The sequence below is a fragment of the Serratia marcescens genome (assembly GCF_029846115.1).
GTDB classification, from domain to species: domain Bacteria; phylum Pseudomonadota; class Gammaproteobacteria; order Enterobacterales; family Enterobacteriaceae; genus Serratia; species Serratia marcescens_L.
In genome coordinates this window covers 4,626,837-4,646,485 of the sequence record NZ_JARVZZ010000001.1, presented here as the reverse complement: position 1 = coordinate 4,646,485, position 19,649 = coordinate 4,626,837, and the positions used below count along the sequence as shown (strand labels likewise).

Genomic DNA, 19,649 nt, shown 5'->3' with positions numbered 1-19,649 from the left:
CGGGTTGCTTATTTCAGCAGCGCCTGCGCCTTGGCCACCACGTTGTCCACGGTGAAGCCGAACTCGGCGAACAGCTGCTCCGCCGGCGCCGACTCACCGAAGGTGGTCATGCCCACGATGGCGCCGTTCAGGCCCACGTACTTGTACCAGTAGTCCGCGATACCCGCTTCCACCGCCACGCGCGCCGTCACTGCCGCCGGCAGCACCGACTCGCGGTATGCCGCATCCTGCTTGTCGAACGCGTCGGTCGACGGCATCGACACCACGCGCACCTGGCGGCCCGCCGCGGTCAGCTTGTCCGCCGCTTCCACCGTGATGCCCACTTCGGAGCCGGTGGCAATCAGGATGACGTCCGGCGTGCCCGCGCAGTCTTTCAGCACGTAGCCGCCGCGGTACACGTTCGCCAGCTGCTCTGCGGTGCGCGGCTGCTGGGTCAGGTTCTGGCGCGAGAACACCAGCGTGGTCGGGCCGTCGTTGCGCTCGATGCCGTACTGCCACGCCACCGCCGATTCTACCTGGTCACACGGGCGCCAGGTGCTCATGTTCGGGGTCACGCGCAGGCTTGCCAACTGCTCCACCGGCTGGTGGGTCGGGCCGTCTTCGCCCAGACCGATGGAGTCGTGGGTGTAGACGAACACGTTGCGCAGCTTCATCAGCGCCGCCATGCGCACCGCGTTGCGGGCGTATTCCACGAACATCAGGAAGGTCGCCGAGTACGGCAGGAAGCCGCCGTGCAGCGCGATGCCGTTGGTGATGGCGGTCATGCCGAACTCGCGCACGCCGTAATGAATGTAGTTGCCCGCCGGGTCAACGTTCAGCGCTTTCGAGCCGGACCACATGGTCAGGTTGCTCGGCGCCAGGTCGGCGGAGCCGCCCAGGAACTCCGGCAGCACCTTGCCGAACGCTTCCAGCGCGTTCTGCGACGCCTTGCGGCTGGCGATGTTGGCCGGGTTGGCCTGCAGTTTTTCCACGAACGCCTTGGCGTCGGCTTTCCAGTCGGCCGGCAGCTCGCCGTTCATGCGGCGCTTGAACTCGGCAGCCTGCTCCGGGAAGGCCCTGGCGTAGGCGGCGAATTTGTCGTTCCAGGCCGCTTCTTTGGCCTGACCGGCTTCCTTGGCGTCCCACTGGGCGTAGATGTCCTGCGGGATTTCAAAGGCGGCGTATTTCCAGCCCAGCGCTTCGCGGGTGGCGGCCACTTCGGCTGCGCCCAGCGCGGCGCCGTGCACGTCATGGGTGCCGGCCTTGTTCGGCGAACCGAAGCCGATAACGGTCTTGCACATCAGCAGCGACGGCTTGTCGGTCACCTTGCGGGCTGCTTCAATCGCGGCCTTGATGGCGTCCGGATTGTGGCCGTCGACGTTGCGCACCACGTGCCAGCCGTAGGCTTCGAAGCGCAGGGCGGTGTCGTCGGTGAACCAGCCGTCGACGTGGCCGTCGATGGAGATGCCGTTGTCATCGTAGAAAGCGGTCAGCTTGCCGAGCTTGAGGGTACCGGCCAGGGAGCAGACTTCGTGCGAGATGCCTTCCATCATGCAGCCGTCGCCCATGAAGGCGTAGGTGTGGTGGTCAACGATGTCGTGGCCAGGGCGGTTGAACTGCGCCGCCAGGGTGCGTTCGGCGATGGCGAAGCCGACGGCGTTGGCGATACCCTGGCCCAGCGGGCCGGTGGTGGTTTCAACGCCCGGGGTGTAGCCGTACTCCGGGTGCCCAGGGGTTTTGGAGTGCAGCTGACGGAAGTTTTCCAGCTCGCGCATCGGCAGGTCGTAGCCGGTGAGGTGCAGGAGGCTGTAAATCAACATGGAGCCGTGGCCGTTGGAGAGCACGAAACGGTCGCGGTCAGCCCAGTGCGGGTTAGTCGGGTTGTGGTTGAGGTAGTCACGCCACAGGACTTCGGCGATGTCCGCCATGCCCATAGGGGCCCCCGGGTGGCCGGAATTTGCTTTTTGTACGGCGTCCATGCTGAGTGCGCGGATGGCGTTGGCAAGCGCTTTACGAGAGGACATGTTTTACTCCAGTGCGGTTACAGTTGAGCGGCCAACATGTCTTCCAGCTTCTGCTGGTCGACGGCGAACAGGCGAATGCCTTCGGCGAGTTTCTCCACCGCCATGGCGTCCTGATTGTGCAGCCAGCGGAATTCCGCTTCGGCCAGCGGGGCAGGTTGGTGGAAGCCCTCGGTAGACGGGGTCAGCTTGCGCTCGACCGGCTGGTCGCTGTTTTTCAGCTGTTCAAGCAGGTTCGGCGCGATGGTCAGGCGATCGCAGCCGGCCAGCGCCAAAATCTGCTCAACCTTACGGAAGCTGGCGCCCATGATCACCGTCTGGTAACGATGACGCTTGTAGTATTCATAGATGGTACGCACCGACTTCACGCCCGGATCCTGATCGGCATCGTAGTCGGCGGCAGGCTGTTTGGCTTGATACCAGTCATAGATGCGGCCGACGAACGGCGAGATCAGATACACGCCGGCTTCGGCGCAGGCGCGAGCCTGAGCGAAGGAGAACAGCAGCGTCAGGTTGGTGTTGATGCCTTCTTTTTCCAGCTCTTCGGCGGCTTTGATGCCTTCCCAGGTGGAAGCCAGTTTGATCAGAATGCGCGATTTGTCGATGCCCTGTTCCTGATACATGGCGATCAGCTTGCGCGCTTTGGCGACGCACATGCCGCGATCGAACGACAGGCGGGCGTCTACTTCGGTGGAGATGCGGCCCGGCACGCTTTTGAGGATCTCGACGCCGATATTGACCGCCAGCTTATCGCTGGCGTTGATCAGCTGGGTTTCCTTGCTGCCGCCCTGGCGGCGGGCATACTCCAGCGCTTCGGTGATCAGCGCCTTGTACTGCGGCAGCGCGGCGGCTTTCAGGATCAGCGAAGGGTTGGTGGTGGCATCCTGGGGTTCGAACTGGCGGATGGATTCGATATCGCCGCTGTCGGCGACCACCGTGGTCAGCTGCTTGAGTGCGTCTAATTGATTCATTGATAAGCTCCTTGACCAAGCTCAACGTAGGGAAATGAGAACCTTTTGCATCGTAGGGGAAACACACTGCATCATCGGGTCGGGAATGAAAATGCGCTTTTTCTGATTGTTGCGATGGATAATAACAATGAATGCCGAATAAACCCAGGCGGGGCGCGGCTTGCGGCGGTGGCAGGCGAAGGAGGCGGTAGCGCGAGAGCCAAAAAAGAAGGGTTCAGCGCCAGGCTGAACCCTCAAAGATCGCCTCATTTGGCCGATTATTTGCTCAGGTTGACATCGATCGCCTGGTAGAAGGCGTTGGCGGTGTCGGCTATATCCCACACGGCAAGGATCACGTGCGAACCGCTGCGATCTGCCGGTATGTTGCACTGGTGGGTCACCTGCGCGGCAGGAATGGCGCCGCCGTCGTTGAACTGGCAGAACGGCGTCAGATCAAAGGAGGCGCGGGTCAGCGGTTGCGAAGCGTCCCAGTTCGGCTTGGTGATGAAATAGCGCCAGCTGGTAGTGCTGTGACGCGCGGTCAGCTTCCAGGTAAAGGAGTTGGGGCCGGTTTTCAGGTTGAGCTTGTTCCAGCGCGTCGGCGTTTGCTGATCCAGTTCGAAGAAGGTGGATTTGTCGGCGCTGGCGATATGGCCGTCAGCTGGACCGGCCTGCGGGAAGCCTTTCAGGCCTTCGACGCTCTGCGGTTCATACTGAACGCTGCCGCACTGGGTGTTGAGCTGCAGTTTGCACTGATAGGCGCGGCTGGCCGGCGATTCGACATAACCGTGGGCATTCGCCTGTTGCGAAACGCCGAACATGGCCGCGCTCAGCAGGCCCAGAGAGAGCAGGGTACGGGAAGATTTGTTCATAAGTCACTCCTGACTGAAATTATGTTGTAAGTTGAGCGTATTTCACCGACAAAATGAGAGGCTAATAACGTAATTGGAAATAACCATTTCTGTCGGCTTGTTTTATTTTTATCATTCTGGCTTGGCCGTAGATCGGAATGTTTTACCGGCTATTAACGAAAAATATTATGATGACGAACTTTGATCGTTAGGCCGAATTTATTTAACTTTCACAATGTAAAAGCACGGCGCTATGATGAAATTTATATCAGCTAGTGATGAATAGTATTTAAGATAGCGCTCTCATTTATGAAGTATATTGCTTGTTGCCTTGAGTACCCTTGTTCGACTTGATCGATTTTTGTGCGCCACCACCTTGGGAATTTAGTGTCATTTTTCTTATTTTATTTTAAAGAGGAATTTGTATGACTAGATTATCCCTGGACGCGATTAAAATAATCAGCACCATCAAGAGCACCGGCTCTTTCTCTATGGCGGCGGAGGCGCTGCATAAAACGCCTTCGGCGATCTCTTATCGGGTTTCCAATATTGAAAGCAAACTCTGCGTGAAACTTTTTCATCGCAATGGCCCCATGATTACCCTGACGGATGAAGGGGAGTTTCTCCTGCAGGAGGGCAGCTGGATATTAAATGCGGTGCAGGATCTGGAAAGTCGGGTAAGAAACATCCCCAAGCTGGACAATAATATCCGCCTGGCGGTGGACACCTTCTTCCCGCTGGAGACCCTGACGCAGGATATCCGCGACTATATTCAGCATTGCCCGAACGCCAATATCTCGGTGCAGCGGGAAGCCTTGAACGGCACCTGGGATGCGTTGAAGAACAACCGGGCGGACCTGATTATCGCCATTGGCCAAATTCCCGACAGCGTACAGGCCAAAACCCTGATGCTCGGCAAGCTCAACTTCGTGCTGTGCGTGTCGCCTTCGCACCCGTTCGCGGCGCAGAGAAAGCCGGTGTGCAAGAAGCAGCGCTTGAACGACATCGTGGTCGCGATCGCCGACAGCAGCCATGAGCTGCCCAAACGCAATCATGGTACGCTGCCTCTGCAGCGCCAACTGGTGGTGTGCGACGTGGAAAGCAACCTGGCGCTGCTCAAACGCGGCATCGGCCACGCTTTTCTGCCGCCGTCGCTGATTGAAAAGGAGCTGGCCAGCGGCGAACTGGTGACGGTGCCGGTGGAGATGCAGAAGGGCGACGAAATGATTTGGCTGGCGTGGCATCCGGCCAGCAAGGGCGCCGGGTTTAACTGGTGGCATGAGCGGCTGACGCGCAAAAGCGATGTTTACAGCCTGATGGGCCGGGAAGTGGTGCGGGATGGCGGCTATCCTTGGTGCCACAACTGAAGGGATAGAGACGAAGGGACGCGAAAATCAAACGGTTAACTCAATGAAAACCCCGCAGCGCTCGGCTACGGGGTTTTTTTATGGCTTACGCCACGCGGCCCACCTTCAACCAGGCGCTGTCGGAACCGGGTGCCGAGGTGATATAGCCCCATTTGGTCTGCCAGACGTAACCCTGATAGGACACCAGCGCGCCTTGCGCGTAAGTGGTGCCCGGCACGTAGGCCGGTGCCGTCATGATCGGCAGGTTGCCGGGGCCGACGCCGGTGTAGCGCAGGCCGGTGCCCATATCCAGCTGGCTGTCGTCGTAGTCTGCGGCGTTGAAATAGCGATCCAGCGCGGCCAGCAGATCGCCGTTGCGGTTGTCTTGCCCCAGATGCCAGAACATCACGCCGCCCAGCTGCTGCTGCTTGATGTACTTCGCTTTGTATTTGAAGCTTTCGGCATCGTCATAGGTGACGAACAGCCCGTTCTGCGCATGATACAGGTAAGGGGTTTTGGTCTTGTCGTTCCACAACCGCTGATAGCCGTAGTTGCCCTGCAGCATCTGCTCCAGCTGACGATAGGAGGCGATGCGCGGATCTTTGTCGCGCACGCACTCTTCGCAGCCCACCAGCCAGTAGTCGGTGCTCGGATACGGATCTTCGCCCGGCGTGCTGTGGCTGCTGTACTGGCCGCCGTTGCTGCCGCTGACGCCTTTGAAGGCGCGGCCGTAGAAGGGGACGCCCATCACGATCTTGGCGCTCGGCACGCCTTCCATCATCAGGTGTTGCTGCACTGCGGCGTCGACCGTCAGGCTGAACGGGCTGGGGAAGGCGCGGGTCAGCTCTTCCCAGCTCCAGCCCAGATTGGCTTCGCGCAGCGCGTTGTAGAAGGTCGGCCCGGCCGCGTCGCCGAACAGCGCCGCCTGGTGGTTGGTGATCTTCTCCCAGGGGCCGGCCAGATCGTAGGTCATCAGGTTGATGTAATCGAGCGGCGCGACGATCTGCGCCAGCTTGCTGTAATAGCGCGACAGGAAGAAGGCGCCGCCGGCGCCGGCGATGGTCAACTGATACGGCAGCGCCTGGCGGCCGTCGGCGACGGTTTGCTGATTCAGCAGGGTGCGGATCTCTTGCAGCGCGGCGATGAAACCGTCCACTTCTGAGGCCTGCGGGTACTCCCAGTCGATGTCCACGCCGTCGAAGCCGTAATCCTTCATGATGCGCACGCAGGATTGGGCAAACTTGGTGCGCGATGCCGGGGTCTTCACCGCGTTGACGTAGTTGGCGTGCGACACGCCCAAATCGTTGGAGTAGTACCAGCCGCCGATGGAGAACATGATGCGCAGACTGGGGTTGTGCGCTTTGAGCGCGGTCAGGCGATTGACGACATCACGCGCCTTGGCGTCGTTGGTGGCCGGATCCCAGGCGCATTCCAGATTGCTGTTGATATCCAGGAACGAGAAGTTGATGTGCGTCAGCTGTTTGGCTTTGGCCGGCGTGATGTTGGAAACCGGGAACGGCACGACGGAGGTATCGGACTCGGTGTAATTATTGATTTGGTTGGTCGGAATAAAATAATACCCAATAACGGCTTTGCGTGTGGACATGGCATTTCTCCAGAGTGGATGTTTTTAGGGTGGGGAACTATTTCCCACAGCCATTAATGTTTATTTTTGGTGAAAACAAAAGTCGAAATAAATCACGATAACAATGAATTTTTATTTACCGCCGCCTGCATTAGCGTCTAGGTGTTGTGCCAGCGTTCAGCATGAATGAATTCGACCGTAGGGCCTGTATTTATTCATTTGCTTTGTCATAGCATCCTTAACTAGATTCTGATTATCCGATGTCCCACCGGCCGTGATTGGCATTTAATTAAAAATAAAAAAAGGAGATGAGCTATGTCCAGCATAGAGCCTGACGCTGTTGGCTTAATAGTCCAGCGAGTATGTGAATATCTGCAGCCGGTATTGAACGCCATTCTGGCCGGCGTAATGGCGTTATTGCACGGCGCCTATCGCAACGTGGGCATTCGGCGCCGTTTATTGAATGCGGCGATGTGCGCGTTATTGGCCTGGACGGTGCGCGATGCGCTGGCACTGATGGGTCTGGAATTAAAGTGGGCGAATTTAGCCAGCGTGCTGATTGGCTTTATGGGGGCGGATTACATCAACGCCTTAATTAAGAAATTCATTGGTAAAAAAACGGGGTTTAAAAATGTTAAATGACATCGAAGATATTCGCTTTACCGCCCGCAGTGAAGAGAACCTGCGTGGCGTGCACCCGGATCTGGTGCGCGTTATTCGTCTGGCGCTGCGTTATTCGCTGGTGCCGTTCTCCGTCAGCGAGGGGCTGCGCAGCATGTCGCGCCAGCGGGAAATGGTGCGCGCCGGCAGCAGCCAAACGTTGCGCAGCCGCCACCTGACCGGCCACGCGGTGGACGTGGTGGCGATGCCGGCGGGCGTGGTCTCCTGGGAGTGGGATTACTACGCGCAGATTGCGGTGGCGGTGCGGCGCGCGGCGCGCGAATGCGGCATCAACGTCGAATGGGGCGGCGAGTGGAAAACCCTCAAGGATGGCCCGCACTTCCAACTGCCGTTTCGGGATTACCCGGCATGAGCGGCTGGCTGCAAAAACTGATGCAGGGCGGGTTGTTGCTGTTGCTGCTGGCGGCTATCTGCCTTGGTAGCTACAGCTCGCTGTTGTCGCACCAGTTGGCGTCTGCGCGGCAACAGGCGGAGGAACTGCAAAAAAGCCTGGCGCAGCAGGCCGGGCTGATCGCCACCCTGCAGACCCAGGATGCGCAAAACCGTGTGCTGATGGCGGCGCAGCAGCGGCAGGAACGGCAGCTGCGCCAACAGCACGAGGCTTATCAGAGGAAATACCGTGAAGCGATTAAAAACGATCCCTGCGCTGCTCAGCCTCTGCCTGGCGCTGTGCTTGAGCTCCTGCGCCCGGCCGCCGGCGCCCCAGGCCGTGCCGCTGTTGCCCCCTGAGTCGGTGTTTGCGCTCTGTGAGCAACCGCAGCTGCAAGGCGAGACCTGGGGCGATGCGGTAAGCTATACCCTGGCGTTACAAACCTCGTTACACATTTGCGCCGGTCAGGTGGAGACGCTCAACGCCTGGCGCGCCACGCTGCCGTCGCACTGACGGCGGCGTTTCTTTGCGCGTCCCGCAGACCTTCTTTTTTTACTTTTAAAACGGTCTTTCGACCCAGGTTATGGCGCGCTTCAAAGTTTGTGATGTTTCTCTCACTATACTTCAAGGCTGTGCCCTGTCATTGTACTTGGGCGCCACGGCCCACGGCAGGGCGCAGCCTCAAAGCCTTACCTCAACATAAAAGCAAAAAACAAAGGAATCCATAATGGACGAACAGCTCAAACAGAGTGCCCTTGATTTCCATCAGTTTCCTGTCCCAGGGAAGATCCAGGTTTCCCCTACCAAACCGTTGGCGACCCAGCGCGATCTGGCGTTGGCCTATTCGCCGGGCGTCGCCGCGCCTTGCCTCGAGATCGCCGAAGATCCGCTGGCGGCCTACAAATACACCGCACGTGGCAATCTGGTGGCGGTGATTTCCAACGGCACGGCGGTACTGGGTCTGGGCAATATCGGCGCGTTGGCCGGTAAGCCGGTGATGGAAGGCAAGGGCGTTTTGTTCAAGAAGTTTTCCGGTATTGATGTGTTTGATATCGAAGTGGATGAGCATAACCCTGACAAGTTAATCGATATTATCGCCGCGCTGGAACCGACCTTCGGCGGCATCAACCTGGAAGACATCAAGGCGCCAGAGTGTTTCTACATCGAACAGAAACTGCGCGAGCGCATGAAGATCCCGGTGTTCCACGACGACCAGCACGGCACGGCGATCATCACCACTGCGGCGGTGCTCAACGGCCTGCGCGTGGTGAAGAAGAATATCTCCGACGTACGCCTGGTGGTGTCCGGCGCCGGCGCGGCCTCCATCGCCTGCCTGAACCTGCTGGTGGCGCTGGGGCTGCGGCAACAGAACATCACCGTTTGCGACTCCAAGGGCGTCATCTATAAAGGCCGCGACGCCAACATGGAGCAGACCAAAGCCGCCTACGCCATCGAGGATAACGGCCAGCGCACGCTGGGCGACGCCATCCCGAACGCCGACATCTTCCTCGGCTGCTCCGGCCCGGGCGTCCTGACGCAGGATATGGTGAAAACCATGGCGCGCGATCCGCTGATCATGGCGCTGGCCAACCCGGAACCGGAAATTCTGCCGCCGCTGGCCAAAGCGGTGCGCCCGGACGCCATCATCTGTACCGGCCGTTCCGACTACCCGAACCAGGTGAACAACGTCCTGTGCTTCCCGTTCATCTTCCGCGGCGCGCTGGACGTGGGTGCCACCACCATCAACGAAGAGATGAAGCTGGCCTGCGTGCATGCCATCGCCGATCTGGCGCTGGCGGAGCAGAGCGACGTGGTGGCTTCTGCCTATGACGACCAGGATCTCTCCTTCGGGCCGGAATACATCATTCCGAAACCGTTCGATCCGCGCCTGATCGTCAAGATCGCGCCGGCGGTAGCCAAGGCGGCGATGGATTCCGGCGTGGCGACGCGCCCGATCGAAGACTTCGACGCCTACGTCGAGAAGCTGGCGGAGTTCGTCTACAAAACCAACCTGTTCATGAAGCCGATCTTCTCGCAGGCGCGCAAAGAGGTGAAGCGGGTGGTGCTGGCGGAAGGCGAGGAAGAGCGCGTGCTGCACGCCACGCAGGAGCTGGTGTCGCAGGGGCTGGCCTTCCCGATCCTGGTCGGACGCCCGAGCGTGATCGAGATGCGCCTGAAAAAATTGGGTCTGCAGCTGACGCCGGGCAAAGATTTCGAAGTGGTAAACAACGAGTCGGATCCGCGCTTTAACGAATACTGGGGCGAGTACTACCAGATCATGAAACGTCGCGGCGTCTCGCAGGAACAGGCGCGCCGCGCGGTGATCGGCAACCCGACGCTGATCGCCGCCATCATGCTGCACCGCGGCGAAGCGGATGCGATGATCTGCGGCACCATCGGCAGCTACCATGAGCATTACGACGTGGTGAAGAACGTGTTCGGCTTCCGTGAAGGCGCGCACGTCGCCGGTGCGATGAACGCGCTGCTGTTGCCGAGCGGCAACACCTTTATCGCCGACACCTACGTCAACGACGATCCGACGCCGGAGCAGCTGGCGGAGATCACTCTGATGGCGGCGGAAACCGTGCGCCGCTTCGGTATCGAGCCGAAGGTGGCACTGCTGTCTCACTCCAGCTTCGGGTCTTCCGACTGCCCGGCGGCGCGCAAGATGCGCAAAACGCTGGAGCTGGTGAACGAGCTGGCGCCGGAGCTGGAGATCGACGGCGAAATGCACGGCGACGCCGCGCTGGTGGAAAGCATCCGTCACGATCTGATGCCGGACAGCCCGCTGAAAGGCTCGGCCAACCTGCTGATCATGCCGAACATGGAAGCAGCGCGCATCAGCTACAACCTGCTGCGCGTCTCCTGCTCGGAAGGGGTGACCGTCGGGCCGGTGCTGATGGGGGTCGCCAAGCCGGTGCACATCCTGACGCCGATCGCCTCGGTGCGTCGCATCGTCAACATGGTGGCGCTGGCGGTAGTGGAAGCCCAGACCGAACCGCTGTAAGCCCAGGTTGAGTGACTGGCCCCCTGCGCCGCTGGCGCCGGGGGCTTTTTTATGCCTTGCAGCGTGCGGCGATGGCGCGGATATCCTGCGGGGTGGTGCGGCAACAGCCGCCGATCAATTGTGCGCCGAGCGTGCGCCACTCCGTCGCCTGATCGGCCAGGCTGCCGTGCTCGCCGCCGCAGGCGTGCCAGGTTTTGCTCACCGCATCGTAGTGCTCGCCGGAGTTCGGGTAAACCAGCAGCGGTTTGTCGGCCAGCGCACCCAGTTGGCGCAGCGCCGGGGCGACCTTGTCCAGCGCGATGCAGTTGATGCCGATGGCCAACACCTGTGGGTTGCCGCGCAGCGCGGACAGGACCTCCGTCAGCGGCGTGCCGTCGCTGAGGTGTTGGCTGTCGCGCAGGGTGAAGGCGAACCAGGCGCCGAGCGTCGGGAATTCCTGCAGCAGCGTCAGCAGCGCCTGCAGTTCGGCGAACGACGGCAGCGTTTCGCAGGCCAGCAGATCGACGCCGGCGGCGGCCAGGGCTGCAATACGCGGGCGGTGGAAGGCGATCATGTCATCCTGCGCCAGCCGGTAGTCGCCGCGGTATTCCGAGCCGTCGGCCAGATAGGCGCCGTACGGGCCCACCGAACCAGCGATCAGCAGCGGCGCGGCCTGCGGGTGCCCGGCCAGATAATCGCGGCGCGCGCGTTGCGCCAGCTGCACGCTTTTGGCGATCAGCGCCAGCGACCGATCCTGATCCAGGCCGCGGCGTAAGAAGCCCTGCGGCGTGGCCTGATAGCTGGCGGTGATGGCGCAGTGGGCGCCGGCGTTGAAATAATCGAGATGCACCTGATAGATAAGCTCGGGATTTTCAATCAGCACTTTGGCCGACCAGAGCGGATCGGTCAGATCGCAGCCGCGCGCTTCCAGCTCGGTGGCCAGCGCGCCGTCCAGGATCAGCGTGGGGTGTTCGGCCAGCAGGCGGGCGACGGGGTTATTAACCGACATGTTGTTCTCCCAAAGCGGTTTTTTGCCCGGCGCGCCGGGTCAGGAAATAGGTGAGGTAGCACAGGGCGACGAACGGCAGCCCGCAGTAGAGCGCAATGCGCTGCTCCGGATCGAACGCCAGCCCGATGCAGGCCAGCAGGCACAGCGCAAAGCCGAGGATCGGCGTCAGCGGGTAACCGGGGGCGCGGTATTTCAGGCCGCTTATCGGCTGGCCGCTGCGCAGGTAGGCGCGGCGGAAAGCAAAGTGGGCCGCGCAGATGCTCAGCCACACCGCCACCACCGCAAAACCGGAGATCGCCGACAGGGCGACAAACACCGTGTCCGGCGCGATCACGCTGGTCAGCAGCGCCAGCACGCCGCCGAGCATGCTGAAGGTCAGGGCGTTGATCGGAATGCCACGTGCATTGACGCGCGCAAAGTAGGCCGGCAGGGTGCGCTGGTGGGCCAGCGACCACAGCATGCGCCCCGAGGCGTACAGGCCGGAGTTGGCCGCCGACAGGATGGCGGTCAGGATCACGAAGTTGAAGATATCGGCGGCGTAAGGCACGCCGATGCGTTCAAACACCAGCACGAACGGGCTTTTGACGATCCCCGCCTGATCCATCGGGATCAACGCCGCCAGCACGAAGACCGTGCCGATAAAGAACAGCATCAGGCGGATCACCGTGGTGCGGATCGCCAGCGGCACGACTTTTTCCGGGTTTTCGGTTTCACCGGCGGCGATGCCGATCAGTTCCGTGCCGGAGAAGGCGAAGTTCACCGCCACCATGGTCATCAGGATCGGCAGCGTGCCGTGCGGCAGCCAGCCGGAAGCGGTCAGGTTATGCAGGAACGGCGCCGGCGTGCCGTCTTTCATCGGCAGCAGGCCGAACATGGCGGCGCCGCCCAGAATGATAAACGCCAGAATGGTCACCACTTTGATCAGCGAAAACCAGAATTCGCTTTCGGCGAAAAAACGGGTGGTCACCACGTTGAGCAGAAAAATGGCCGCGCAGAAGATCAGGCACCACAGCCACACCGGCGACTGCGGGAACCAGTACTGCATGCAGAATCCGGCGGCGGTCAGGCTGGAGCCGAGCGCCACCGTCCAGGTGAGCCAATACAGCCAGGCGACGGCATAGCCGGTGGCCGGCCCCAGATAGCGCGAAGCATAGACGTGAAAAGCGCCGGTTTCCGGCATCGCCACCGACAGCTCGCCCAGGCACAGCATCACCAGATACACCACCAGCGCGCCGATCAGGTAGGCCAGCAGCGTGCCGAGCGCCCCGGTGGTGGAGATGATGTAGCCGGTGTTGAAAAACAGCCCGGTGCCGATCACGCCGCCCAGCGACAGCATCACCAGGTGCCGGGCCTTCATGCTGCGTTTGAACTGTCCTGCGGCGGGTGCCGATGGTTGCATAATAATCTATCCGTATAGACGTCTAAATATCTGAATGGCTATTGGTTATACCCGCAATGCTTTTTCAACGCAATGCGCAGCCGGCGATCGCCGCGTAAAAAAATCGTTAAGCCGGATCTATATGCAAATGATAATTATTATCTATAATGTCGCCATTTTCGATAATGGGGCAACATGATGAGATACCTGATTTTATTGGCGGCGTTGGCGCTCGGCGCCTGCAGCCAAACGCCGGTGAAGGCGCCGGCCAGCGACGTCGCGAGTTTGGGGAGTATCACCGATCTGCACAGCGGCGCGACCCTGACGCCGGAGCAGCTGTTGACGCGACTGGCGCAGCAGCCGCGGGTGATCCTGGGGGAGAAGCATGACAATCCTTACCACCATCAGATTGAGGAATGGCTGGTGCAGCAGTTACCGCTGCGGCGGCCGCAGGGCAGCGTGCTGATGGAGATGATCAACCCGAACCAGCAGGCGCAGGTCGACAAGGTGAAGCAGTGGTTGCAGAGCGATCCGACGGTGCGCGACGGCCGCGTAGCGGAGCTGATCGCCTGGCAGCCGGGCTGGAAGTGGGCGCTGTATGGCGGGGTGACGATGGCGGCGATGCGCGCGCCTTACCCGCTGTGGTCGGCCAATCTGGATCGCAGCGAGATTACGGCGTTCTATCAGCAGCCGCAATTCCCGGCGGGGCAACTATCGGCGCAGCCGGCGGTGCGCAAGGCGCTGGAAGAGACCATCCGCACTTCGCACGGCGGCAAGATTGAGGCCGACCAGCTGCATGCGATGCTGGCGATCCAGCAGCAGCGCGACCGGCGCATGGCGGAACGTCTGCTGGCGGCGCCCACGCCCGCGCTGCTGATCGCCGGCGGCTATCACGCCGCCAAATCGGTGGGGGTGCCGCTGCACGTGCGGGATCTGCAACCAGCGGCGGCGCCGACGGTGCTGATGCTGGCGGAGCAGGGCGTACAGGTCGATGCGAACACCGCAGACTACCTGTGGCTCACACCATCAGTGAAATGAATACGTTAAGACAGTGAAAAGGGGTGTTAATTATATTTGCAAATGATTATCATTAGTAAATGTTATCTGCAATCATTCGCAATTAAGCAAAGCTAATGCCCCTATGTTAAGTCAGTCTTACTCCCTCCTGGCCTTTGAACTGCCGCAGCCGCGCTGGGCGCGCGGCCTGCTGCTCGCTCTGGCGGCGCACGCGGCGTTGGTGCTGTTGTTTTACTGGCCGCAGACGGCGCTGGAGCCGGTGGTGTTGCCACCGCCGGCGGTGATGATGAGCTGGGCGGCGCAGATTGAAGCGCCGGAAAGCAAGCCGCTGCCGCTGGGCGTGCAGCAGGCGGAGTCCGCCGCGGCGCAGCCGGCGGAGCAGCAGCAACAGCCGGATCTGCCCAAGCTGGCGCACGCCGAGAAAGCGAAAATCGTGACGGCGCAGAAGAAGCGCGCCGAACACCGACCCCCGCAAAAATCGCAGCCGAAGCCGCAGGAACAGGCCAAAGAGACGCGCAATGCCGCCGCGTCCAGCGCCGCCGCACCGCAGGCGCAGACGCTTTCCCACCAGACCGCCGCACCGATCAACAGCGACGCCAACAGCAACGCGCAGGCCAAACTGTCGTGGGAGAGCCTGGTGAAAGGCAAACTGAACCGCATCAAGGATTACCCTTTGGATGCCCGCAGCCGCCGGCGCAGCGGCATGCCGCAGGTCAGCTTCAGCGTTGACGCGCAGGGACGGGTCTCGAACGTCATGCTGCAGGTGCGTTCCGGCACCGCGTCGCTGGATCGGGAAGCGGTGGCGGTGGTATCGCGCGCCCAGCCGTTGCCGCCGCCGCCGCCGGAGATGCTGCAGCAGGGGGCCGTCAAGGTGACGATGCCGATCGATTTCAATCTGGCGGAGCTGAACGCCCGCCGTTAATGCCCGCAGGCGCCGCATCGCCGTCGTGCGCCTCTTCAAACTTCGTGAGGGATTATGAATCCGCTGTTATTCACCCCGCGCCGTCGCATCGCGGCCGCGCTCTGGCTTTCTTTAGGCATCGCTGGCGCCGCGCTGGCGCAACCGCAGCCGCCGTTGGCGGAACGCGCGCCGAAAGCGCTGACGGCGCACGGCGAGACGCGCACCGACGATTACTACTGGCTGCGCGACGACAGCCGAAAAGAGCCGAAGGTGCTGGACTACCTGAAGGCGGAGAACCGCTATACCGAGCAGATGATGGCGCCGTACCAGAAGCTGCGCGCCACGCTGTATCAGGAGATGTTGGGCCGCATGAACCCTGACGATCGTTCGGTGCCGTATCAGCTCAACGGCTATCGCTATCAGGAAAGCTACGCCGCCGGTAAAGATTTCGCGCTGTATCAGCGCCAGGCGCTCACCGCCGACGCGCCGTGGCAAACCTTGCTGGACGCCAATCGGCGCGCGGCCGGCCACGCCTACTATCGCCTGGGGGCGATGGACGTCAGCCAGGACAACCGCCGCCTGGCGGTGGCCGAAGATCTGCAGGGCCGCCGCCAATACCGCATCTCCCTGCGCGAGATAGGCAGCGAACGCTGGTCGCCGGAAACGCTGGAAAACACCTCCGGCAACATGGTGTGGGCCAACGACAACCAAACCCTGTTCTACGTGCGCAACCACCCGCAAACGCTGTTGCCGTACCAGGTCTATCGCCATCAGTACGGGACACCGACGGCGGAAGATAAGCTGGTGTACCAGGAAAACGACCCGGCGTTCTACCTCAGCCTTGGCCGCTCGTCCTCGCGTGATTATCTGATTCTGACCATCAGCGGTAACACCACCTCCGAGGTGCACCTGATCGACGCCAACCAGCCGCAGCGCGAGCCGCAGCTGTTTGCCGCCCGACAGAACGGCCGCGAGTACTATCTCGATCACTACCGCGGCGAGTTCTATCTGCGTTCCAACCATCAGGATCCGAACTTTGGCCTGTACCGCACCGCGGCGGTGGGCAAACCCTGGCAGACGCTGATCGCACCGCAGGCGCAGCACGAGGTGGAGAACTTCAGCCTGTTCCGCGACTGGCTGGTGGTGCAGGAGCGCGCCAACGGGCTGGTGCAGCTGCGGCAAATCAGCTGGGACGGCAAAACCGAGCGCGCCATCCCGTTCGACGACGCCAGCTACATGGCCTGGCTGGGTTATAACCCGGAGCCGGACAGCGATCGGTTGCGCTACGGCTATTCGGCGATGACCACGCCGACCCGCACCTATGAGTGGGATCTGAACAAGGGCGAGCGCACCTTGCTGAAGCAGCAGGAAGTGAAAGGCGTCGATCCCAGCTTGTATCACAGCGAGCGCATCTGGGTCACGGCGCGCGACGGCGTGAAGGTGCCGGTCTCGCTGGTGTACCGCACATCGCTGTTCAAAAACGGGCATAACCCGCTGCTGGTGTACGGCTACGGCGCTTACGGCATGAGCATGGATCCGGCGTTCAGCGCCAACCGCATCAGCCTGCTGGATCGCGGCTTCGTCTATGCGCTGATCCACGTGCGCGGCGGCGGCGAGCTGGGGCAGAGCTGGTACAAACAGGGCAAGCTGACGCACAAACCGAACAGCTTCAACGACTTCATCGACGCCACCCAGGCGCTGATCAAAGACGGCTACGGCCAACCGGGGCGCATCTACGCCATGGGCGGCAGCGCCGGCGGCTTGCTGATGGGAGCGGTGATCAATCAGGCGCCGCAGCTGTACAACGCGGTAGTGGCGCAGGTGCCGTTCGTCGACGTGGTGACCACCATGCTGGACGACAGCATTCCACTCACCACCGGCGAATACGAGGAGTGGGGCAACCCGCACCAGCCGGCCGCCTATGCGCTGATGAAGTCCTACAGCCCGTACGACAACGTGCGCAAGCAGCGTTATCCGAACCTGCTGGTTACCAGCGGCTTGTACGACTCGCAGGTGCAGTATTGGGAACCGGCCAAATGGGTGGCGAAGCTGCGGCGCTTCAAGCAGGGTGATTCGCTGCTGCTGCTCTCCACCGACATGACCGCCGGCCACGGCGGCAAGTCGGGCCGCCTGGCGCGGCTGGAAAACGGCGCGCTGGAGTACGCCTTTATTCTGGCGGCGGATCGGCAGGCGCAGAAATAACCTTCAGCGCCGCGGCACGCTGCGGCGCAATAAAACAATAACAATCTTTTACCGCGCGTTTCGGCGGGCTTTTTGCTGGGCATTGTCGGCCATCAAACCTTATTGGCTATTTCTGGGGATATATGAAAATCAAAATGATAGCGAGCCTGATCGGCGCGGGACTGGCGCTGTACGGGCAGGCTGCGGCCGCGCAGGAACAGGCGGAAAATAATAAAGGCAGCGTGGCGTTCAGCCCGCTCAACGTCTCGGCCGCCGACAGCGGCAAAAGCAGCGAAAAAGACGCGTTGGCGAGGCCGGGCGCGTTCAGCTCGCGCGATGAAAACAAGAATCTGGAGTCAGTGGACAGCATTCTGCGCAGCATGCCGGGCACCTATACCCAGATCGATCCCGGCCAGGGTTCGGTCAGCGTCAATATCCGCGGCCTGAGCGGCTTTGGCCGGGTCAACACCATGGTCGACGGCATCACCCAAAACTACTACGGCAACTCGCCGAGCGACGCAGCGCACGGGGGATTGCCCACCAGCCAGTTCGGGGCGCTGATCGATCCTAACTTTATCGTCGGCGTTGACGTGGCGCGCGGCAATGCCACCGGCTCCGCTGGAGTGAACGCCCTGGCGGGCAGCGCCAACTTCCGCACTATCGGCGTGGACGACGTGGTGTTTTCCGATAACCCGTTCGGCGTGCGCACCAAATTCTCGGTGGGCAATAACGGCATCGGCCGCAGCGGCATGATCGCCGTGGGCGCCAAAACCGCCGCCTTTGCCGACGGCGGCAGCCTGGGGGCGATGGCGGCGATCAGCGGCAGTTCCATCACCTCCAACTACAAAAACGGCGCCGGTTTCGACAGCGAGATGTTCAACGTCGATAAAACCTACCGCCAGAACCCGAAATCCCAGCTGTTTAAGGTGGACATCAAGCCGGATGCCTTCAACAGCATCGAACTGTCGGCGCGCAGCTACCAGAATAAAATCACCCGCCGCCACATCGACAGCGACGATTTCTACCTTAAATATCACTACGCGCCGTTCTCGGAACTGATCGATTTCAACCTGACCGCCAGCACCAGCCGCGGCAAGCAGCAATTTATGTCCAACAACATGGCGGGCTTCAGCGACAGCACGGCGAAAAACATCTCCGATGCGCTGGATATCAACAACACCAGCCGTTTCAGCCTGCAGGACGTCGATTTCGCCTTCAGCTACGGCGGCAAGCTGGTGCGCAACGAGTATAAGAAAAAGGCCTCCGGTTTGGTGACGGATGACAATCAGGCGGAAAGTTCGCCGGTGGGAATGTCGGGCAAGCAAGATATTTCCAGCCTGTACAGCGGGTTGCAGGCCAACTACGGCATCTGGCAGGGGAATTTCGATCTGAACTACACCGCCTATCGCCTCTCCGGCTATAAGCCGGCCTGTGACGAGCGCGTAGAGTGCTTCCCGCAGGGCGCCGGCAATATCAACCGCAATGAACACGGCTTCAACCCGTCGGTCATGCTGTCGGCGCAGGTGACGCCGTGGCTGCAGCCGTTCGTCAGCTACAGCAAGTCGATGCGCGGGCCGAATATCCAGGAGGTGTTCTTCGCCAACAGCGGCGGCCAGTCGATGAACCCGTTCCTGAAGGGCGAAAAAGCGGAGACCTGGCAGGGCGGTTTCAATGCCAATGCCCACGATCTGTTGTTCAAGCAGGACAGTTTCCAGCTGAAAGCGGTCTATTTCGAAACCAGAATCAAAAACTACATATCCAGCCAAACCTACCTGGTGTGTAAAAACCGCCAGAAGTGCAACCGTTCGCAGGCGACGCAGGAAGAGTGGGATAACGCGGACGCCAACGTCAGCATGACCATGTACAGCAACGCCCCCGAACCGGTCAAAATGCGCGGGGTGGAGCTCGAAGCGCTGTACGACGCCGGTTTCGCCTTCACCAAGCTGTCGTTAAGCAAGGAGCATACCTCCCAGCCGACCAACCAGGCCAGCAACGTGTTCGGCGCGGGCGATGTCAGCGAACTGCCGGAATTCTACTTCACGCTGGACAGCGGGGTACGCTTGCTGGACGAGAAACTGACGCTGGGCGGGGTGGTGAAATACACCGGCAAATCGGTGCGCCTGTCGCCGGACTCTGATTACGATGAGAATGAGCAGTTGCTGAAAGAGCCGGCGCCGCATATTCCGACCATTATCGATCTATACGGCACCTATCAGGTGAATCGCAATCTGTTGCTGAAGCTCAGCGTGCAAAACCTGATGGACAGAGACTATTCGGACGCGCTGAACAAGATGAACTCGCTGCCGTCGCAGTCGCAGTATGAGACGCCGACCAACACCGCCCGTGGGCGGACTTATATCTTCGGCGGGGAGGTACGCTTCTAAACCGCAGCAG

16 protein-coding genes are annotated in these 19,649 nt (G+C 60.9%); 10 read left to right on the top strand and 6 right to left on the bottom strand.

Features of this window, described 5'->3' with window-relative positions; all coding sequences use genetic code 11:
• Positions 1 to 8: 8 nt before the first annotated feature.
• The 3 genes from tkt to cbp21 all read right to left on the bottom strand — a co-directional run bounded on the left by tkt (position 9) and on the right by cbp21 (position 3,822).
• On the bottom strand, positions 9 to 2,003 hold the full coding sequence (gene tkt / locus QDT79_RS22205) for a transketolase (protein WP_308316094.1): 1,995 nt from the start codon (positions 2,001 to 2,003) through the stop codon (positions 9 to 11).
• Between the two features lie 17 nt (positions 2,004 to 2,020).
• Complete coding sequence (tal, locus tag QDT79_RS22200; protein WP_063988882.1) at positions 2,021 to 2,971, bottom strand: transaldolase; 951 nt, start codon at positions 2,969 to 2,971, stop codon at positions 2,021 to 2,023.
• A 257-nt stretch (positions 2,972 to 3,228) separates the two neighbouring features.
• Positions 3,229 to 3,822, bottom strand: a complete 594-nt coding sequence (gene cbp21 / locus QDT79_RS22195; protein WP_063988883.1) for a chitin-binding protein/chitosanase CBP21 — start codon at positions 3,820 to 3,822, stop codon at positions 3,229 to 3,231.
• A gap of 404 nt (positions 3,823 to 4,226) precedes the next feature.
• Between cbp21 and QDT79_RS22190 the strand changes: the two genes are divergently transcribed.
• Positions 4,227 to 5,168 carry a LysR family transcriptional regulator gene (locus QDT79_RS22190; protein WP_063988884.1) on the top strand — a complete coding sequence of 314 codons (942 nt, stop codon included), beginning with the start codon at positions 4,227 to 4,229 and terminating at the stop codon, positions 5,166 to 5,168.
• A gap of 85 nt (positions 5,169 to 5,253) precedes the next feature.
• Here QDT79_RS22190 and chiB read toward each other — a convergent pair whose 3' ends face one another.
• On the bottom strand, positions 5,254 to 6,753 hold the full coding sequence (gene chiB / locus QDT79_RS22185) for a chitinase ChiB (RefSeq protein ID WP_033635479.1): 1,500 nt from the start codon (positions 6,751 to 6,753) through the stop codon (positions 5,254 to 5,256).
• Between the two features lie 294 nt (positions 6,754 to 7,047).
• Between chiB and QDT79_RS22180 the strand changes: the two genes are divergently transcribed.
• The 5 genes from QDT79_RS22180 (at position 7,048) to maeB (ending at position 10,790) form a co-directional block, all read left to right on the top strand.
• Positions 7,048 to 7,374, top strand: coding sequence for a phage holin, lambda family (locus QDT79_RS22180; RefSeq protein WP_004936551.1), 327 nt, complete (start codon positions 7,048 to 7,050; stop codon positions 7,372 to 7,374).
• Between the two features lie 10 nt (positions 7,375 to 7,384).
• Positions 7,385 to 7,765 (top strand): L-Ala D-Glu endopeptidase ChiX, encoded by a 381-nt coding sequence (gene chiX / locus QDT79_RS22175; RefSeq protein WP_507200861.1) that lies wholly within the window; start codon positions 7,385 to 7,387, stop codon positions 7,763 to 7,765.
• Positions 7,762 to 8,142, top strand: coding sequence for a DUF2570 family protein (locus QDT79_RS22170; RefSeq protein ID WP_063988885.1), 381 nt, complete (start codon positions 7,762 to 7,764; stop codon positions 8,140 to 8,142). Before chiX ends, QDT79_RS22170 begins: the two co-directional genes overlap by 4 nt.
• The gene (lysC, locus tag QDT79_RS22165) at positions 8,123 to 8,296 is read left to right on the top strand and encodes an Rz1-like lysis system protein LysC (RefSeq protein ID WP_308317073.1); all 174 of its coding nucleotides are present in this window, start codon (positions 8,123 to 8,125) and stop codon (positions 8,294 to 8,296) included. The genes QDT79_RS22170 and lysC overlap by 20 nt, the downstream gene beginning before the upstream one ends.
• A 214-nt stretch (positions 8,297 to 8,510) precedes the next feature.
• Positions 8,511 to 10,790: an NADP-dependent oxaloacetate-decarboxylating malate dehydrogenase gene (gene maeB / locus QDT79_RS22160; protein ID WP_016926766.1), complete on the top strand. Its 2,280-nt coding sequence runs from the start codon at positions 8,511 to 8,513 to the stop codon at positions 10,788 to 10,790.
• Positions 10,791 to 10,839: 49 nt separating this feature from the next.
• Here the strand turns inward: maeB and mmuM are convergent, their stop codons facing one another.
• Positions 10,840 to 11,778, bottom strand: coding sequence for a homocysteine S-methyltransferase (gene mmuM, locus QDT79_RS22155; RefSeq protein ID WP_063988886.1), 939 nt, complete (start codon positions 11,776 to 11,778; stop codon positions 10,840 to 10,842).
• Entirely contained in the window at positions 11,768 to 13,177 is a 1,410-nt protein-coding gene (gene mmuP, locus QDT79_RS22150; RefSeq protein ID WP_047730133.1) for an S-methylmethionine permease, read from the bottom strand. The genes mmuM and mmuP overlap by 11 nt, the downstream gene beginning before the upstream one ends.
• Before the next feature lie 177 nt (positions 13,178 to 13,354).
• On the opposite strand from mmuP, the gene QDT79_RS22145 reads away from it, so the two are divergent.
• The 4 genes from QDT79_RS22145 (at position 13,355) to QDT79_RS22130 (ending at position 19,639) form a co-directional block, all read left to right on the top strand.
• A complete protein-coding gene (locus QDT79_RS22145) occupies positions 13,355 to 14,194 on the top strand; it encodes a ChaN family lipoprotein (protein ID WP_107227556.1) in 840 nt (279 codons plus the stop codon).
• 103 nt (positions 14,195 to 14,297) lie between these two features.
• Positions 14,298 to 15,095, top strand: a complete 798-nt coding sequence (locus QDT79_RS22140) for an energy transducer TonB family protein (RefSeq protein ID WP_308317072.1) — start codon at positions 14,298 to 14,300, stop codon at positions 15,093 to 15,095.
• A 54-nt stretch (positions 15,096 to 15,149) separates the two neighbouring features.
• On the top strand, positions 15,150 to 17,276 hold the full coding sequence (locus QDT79_RS22135) for a S9 family peptidase (protein ID WP_308317071.1): 2,127 nt from the start codon (positions 15,150 to 15,152) through the stop codon (positions 17,274 to 17,276).
• 122 nt (positions 17,277 to 17,398) lie between these two features.
• Entirely contained in the window at positions 17,399 to 19,639 is a 2,241-nt protein-coding gene (locus tag QDT79_RS22130) for a TonB-dependent receptor domain-containing protein (protein WP_308317070.1), read from the top strand.
• Positions 19,640 to 19,649 lie beyond the last annotated feature (10 nt).

Bases quoted from the DNA above. Each gene is read 5' to 3' on its own strand.
- QDT79_RS22130 (WP_308317070.1), top strand. From the start codon at position 17,399: ATGAAAATCAAAATGATAGCGAGCCTGATCGGCGCGGGACTGGCGCTG.
- QDT79_RS22145 (WP_107227556.1), top strand. From the start codon at position 13,355: ATGAGATACCTGATTTTATTGGCGGCGTTGGCGCTCGGCGCCTGCAGC.
- cbp21 (WP_063988883.1), bottom strand. From the start codon at position 3,822: ATGAACAAATCTTCCCGTACCCTGCTCTCTCTGGGCCTGCTGAGCGCG.
- tal (WP_063988882.1), bottom strand. From the start codon at position 2,971: ATGAATCAATTAGACGCACTCAAGCAGCTGACCACGGTGGTCGCCGAC.
- mmuP (WP_047730133.1), bottom strand. From the start codon at position 13,177: ATGCAACCATCGGCACCCGCCGCAGGACAGTTCAAACGCAGCATGAAG.
- maeB (WP_016926766.1), top strand. From the start codon at position 8,511: ATGGACGAACAGCTCAAACAGAGTGCCCTTGATTTCCATCAGTTTCCT.
- QDT79_RS22170 (WP_063988885.1), top strand. From the start codon at position 7,762: ATGAGCGGCTGGCTGCAAAAACTGATGCAGGGCGGGTTGTTGCTGTTG.
- QDT79_RS22135 (WP_308317071.1), top strand. From the start codon at position 15,150: ATGAATCCGCTGTTATTCACCCCGCGCCGTCGCATCGCGGCCGCGCTC.
- mmuM (WP_063988886.1), bottom strand. From the start codon at position 11,778: ATGTCGGTTAATAACCCCGTCGCCCGCCTGCTGGCCGAACACCCCACG.
- QDT79_RS22180 (WP_004936551.1), top strand. From the start codon at position 7,048: ATGTCCAGCATAGAGCCTGACGCTGTTGGCTTAATAGTCCAGCGAGTA.
- tkt (WP_308316094.1), bottom strand. From the start codon at position 2,003: ATGTCCTCTCGTAAAGCGCTTGCCAACGCCATCCGCGCACTCAGCATG.
- QDT79_RS22140 (WP_308317072.1), top strand. From the start codon at position 14,298: ATGTTAAGTCAGTCTTACTCCCTCCTGGCCTTTGAACTGCCGCAGCCG.
- chiB (WP_033635479.1), bottom strand. From the start codon at position 6,753: ATGTCCACACGCAAAGCCGTTATTGGGTATTATTTTATTCCGACCAAC.
- QDT79_RS22190 (WP_063988884.1), top strand. From the start codon at position 4,227: ATGACTAGATTATCCCTGGACGCGATTAAAATAATCAGCACCATCAAG.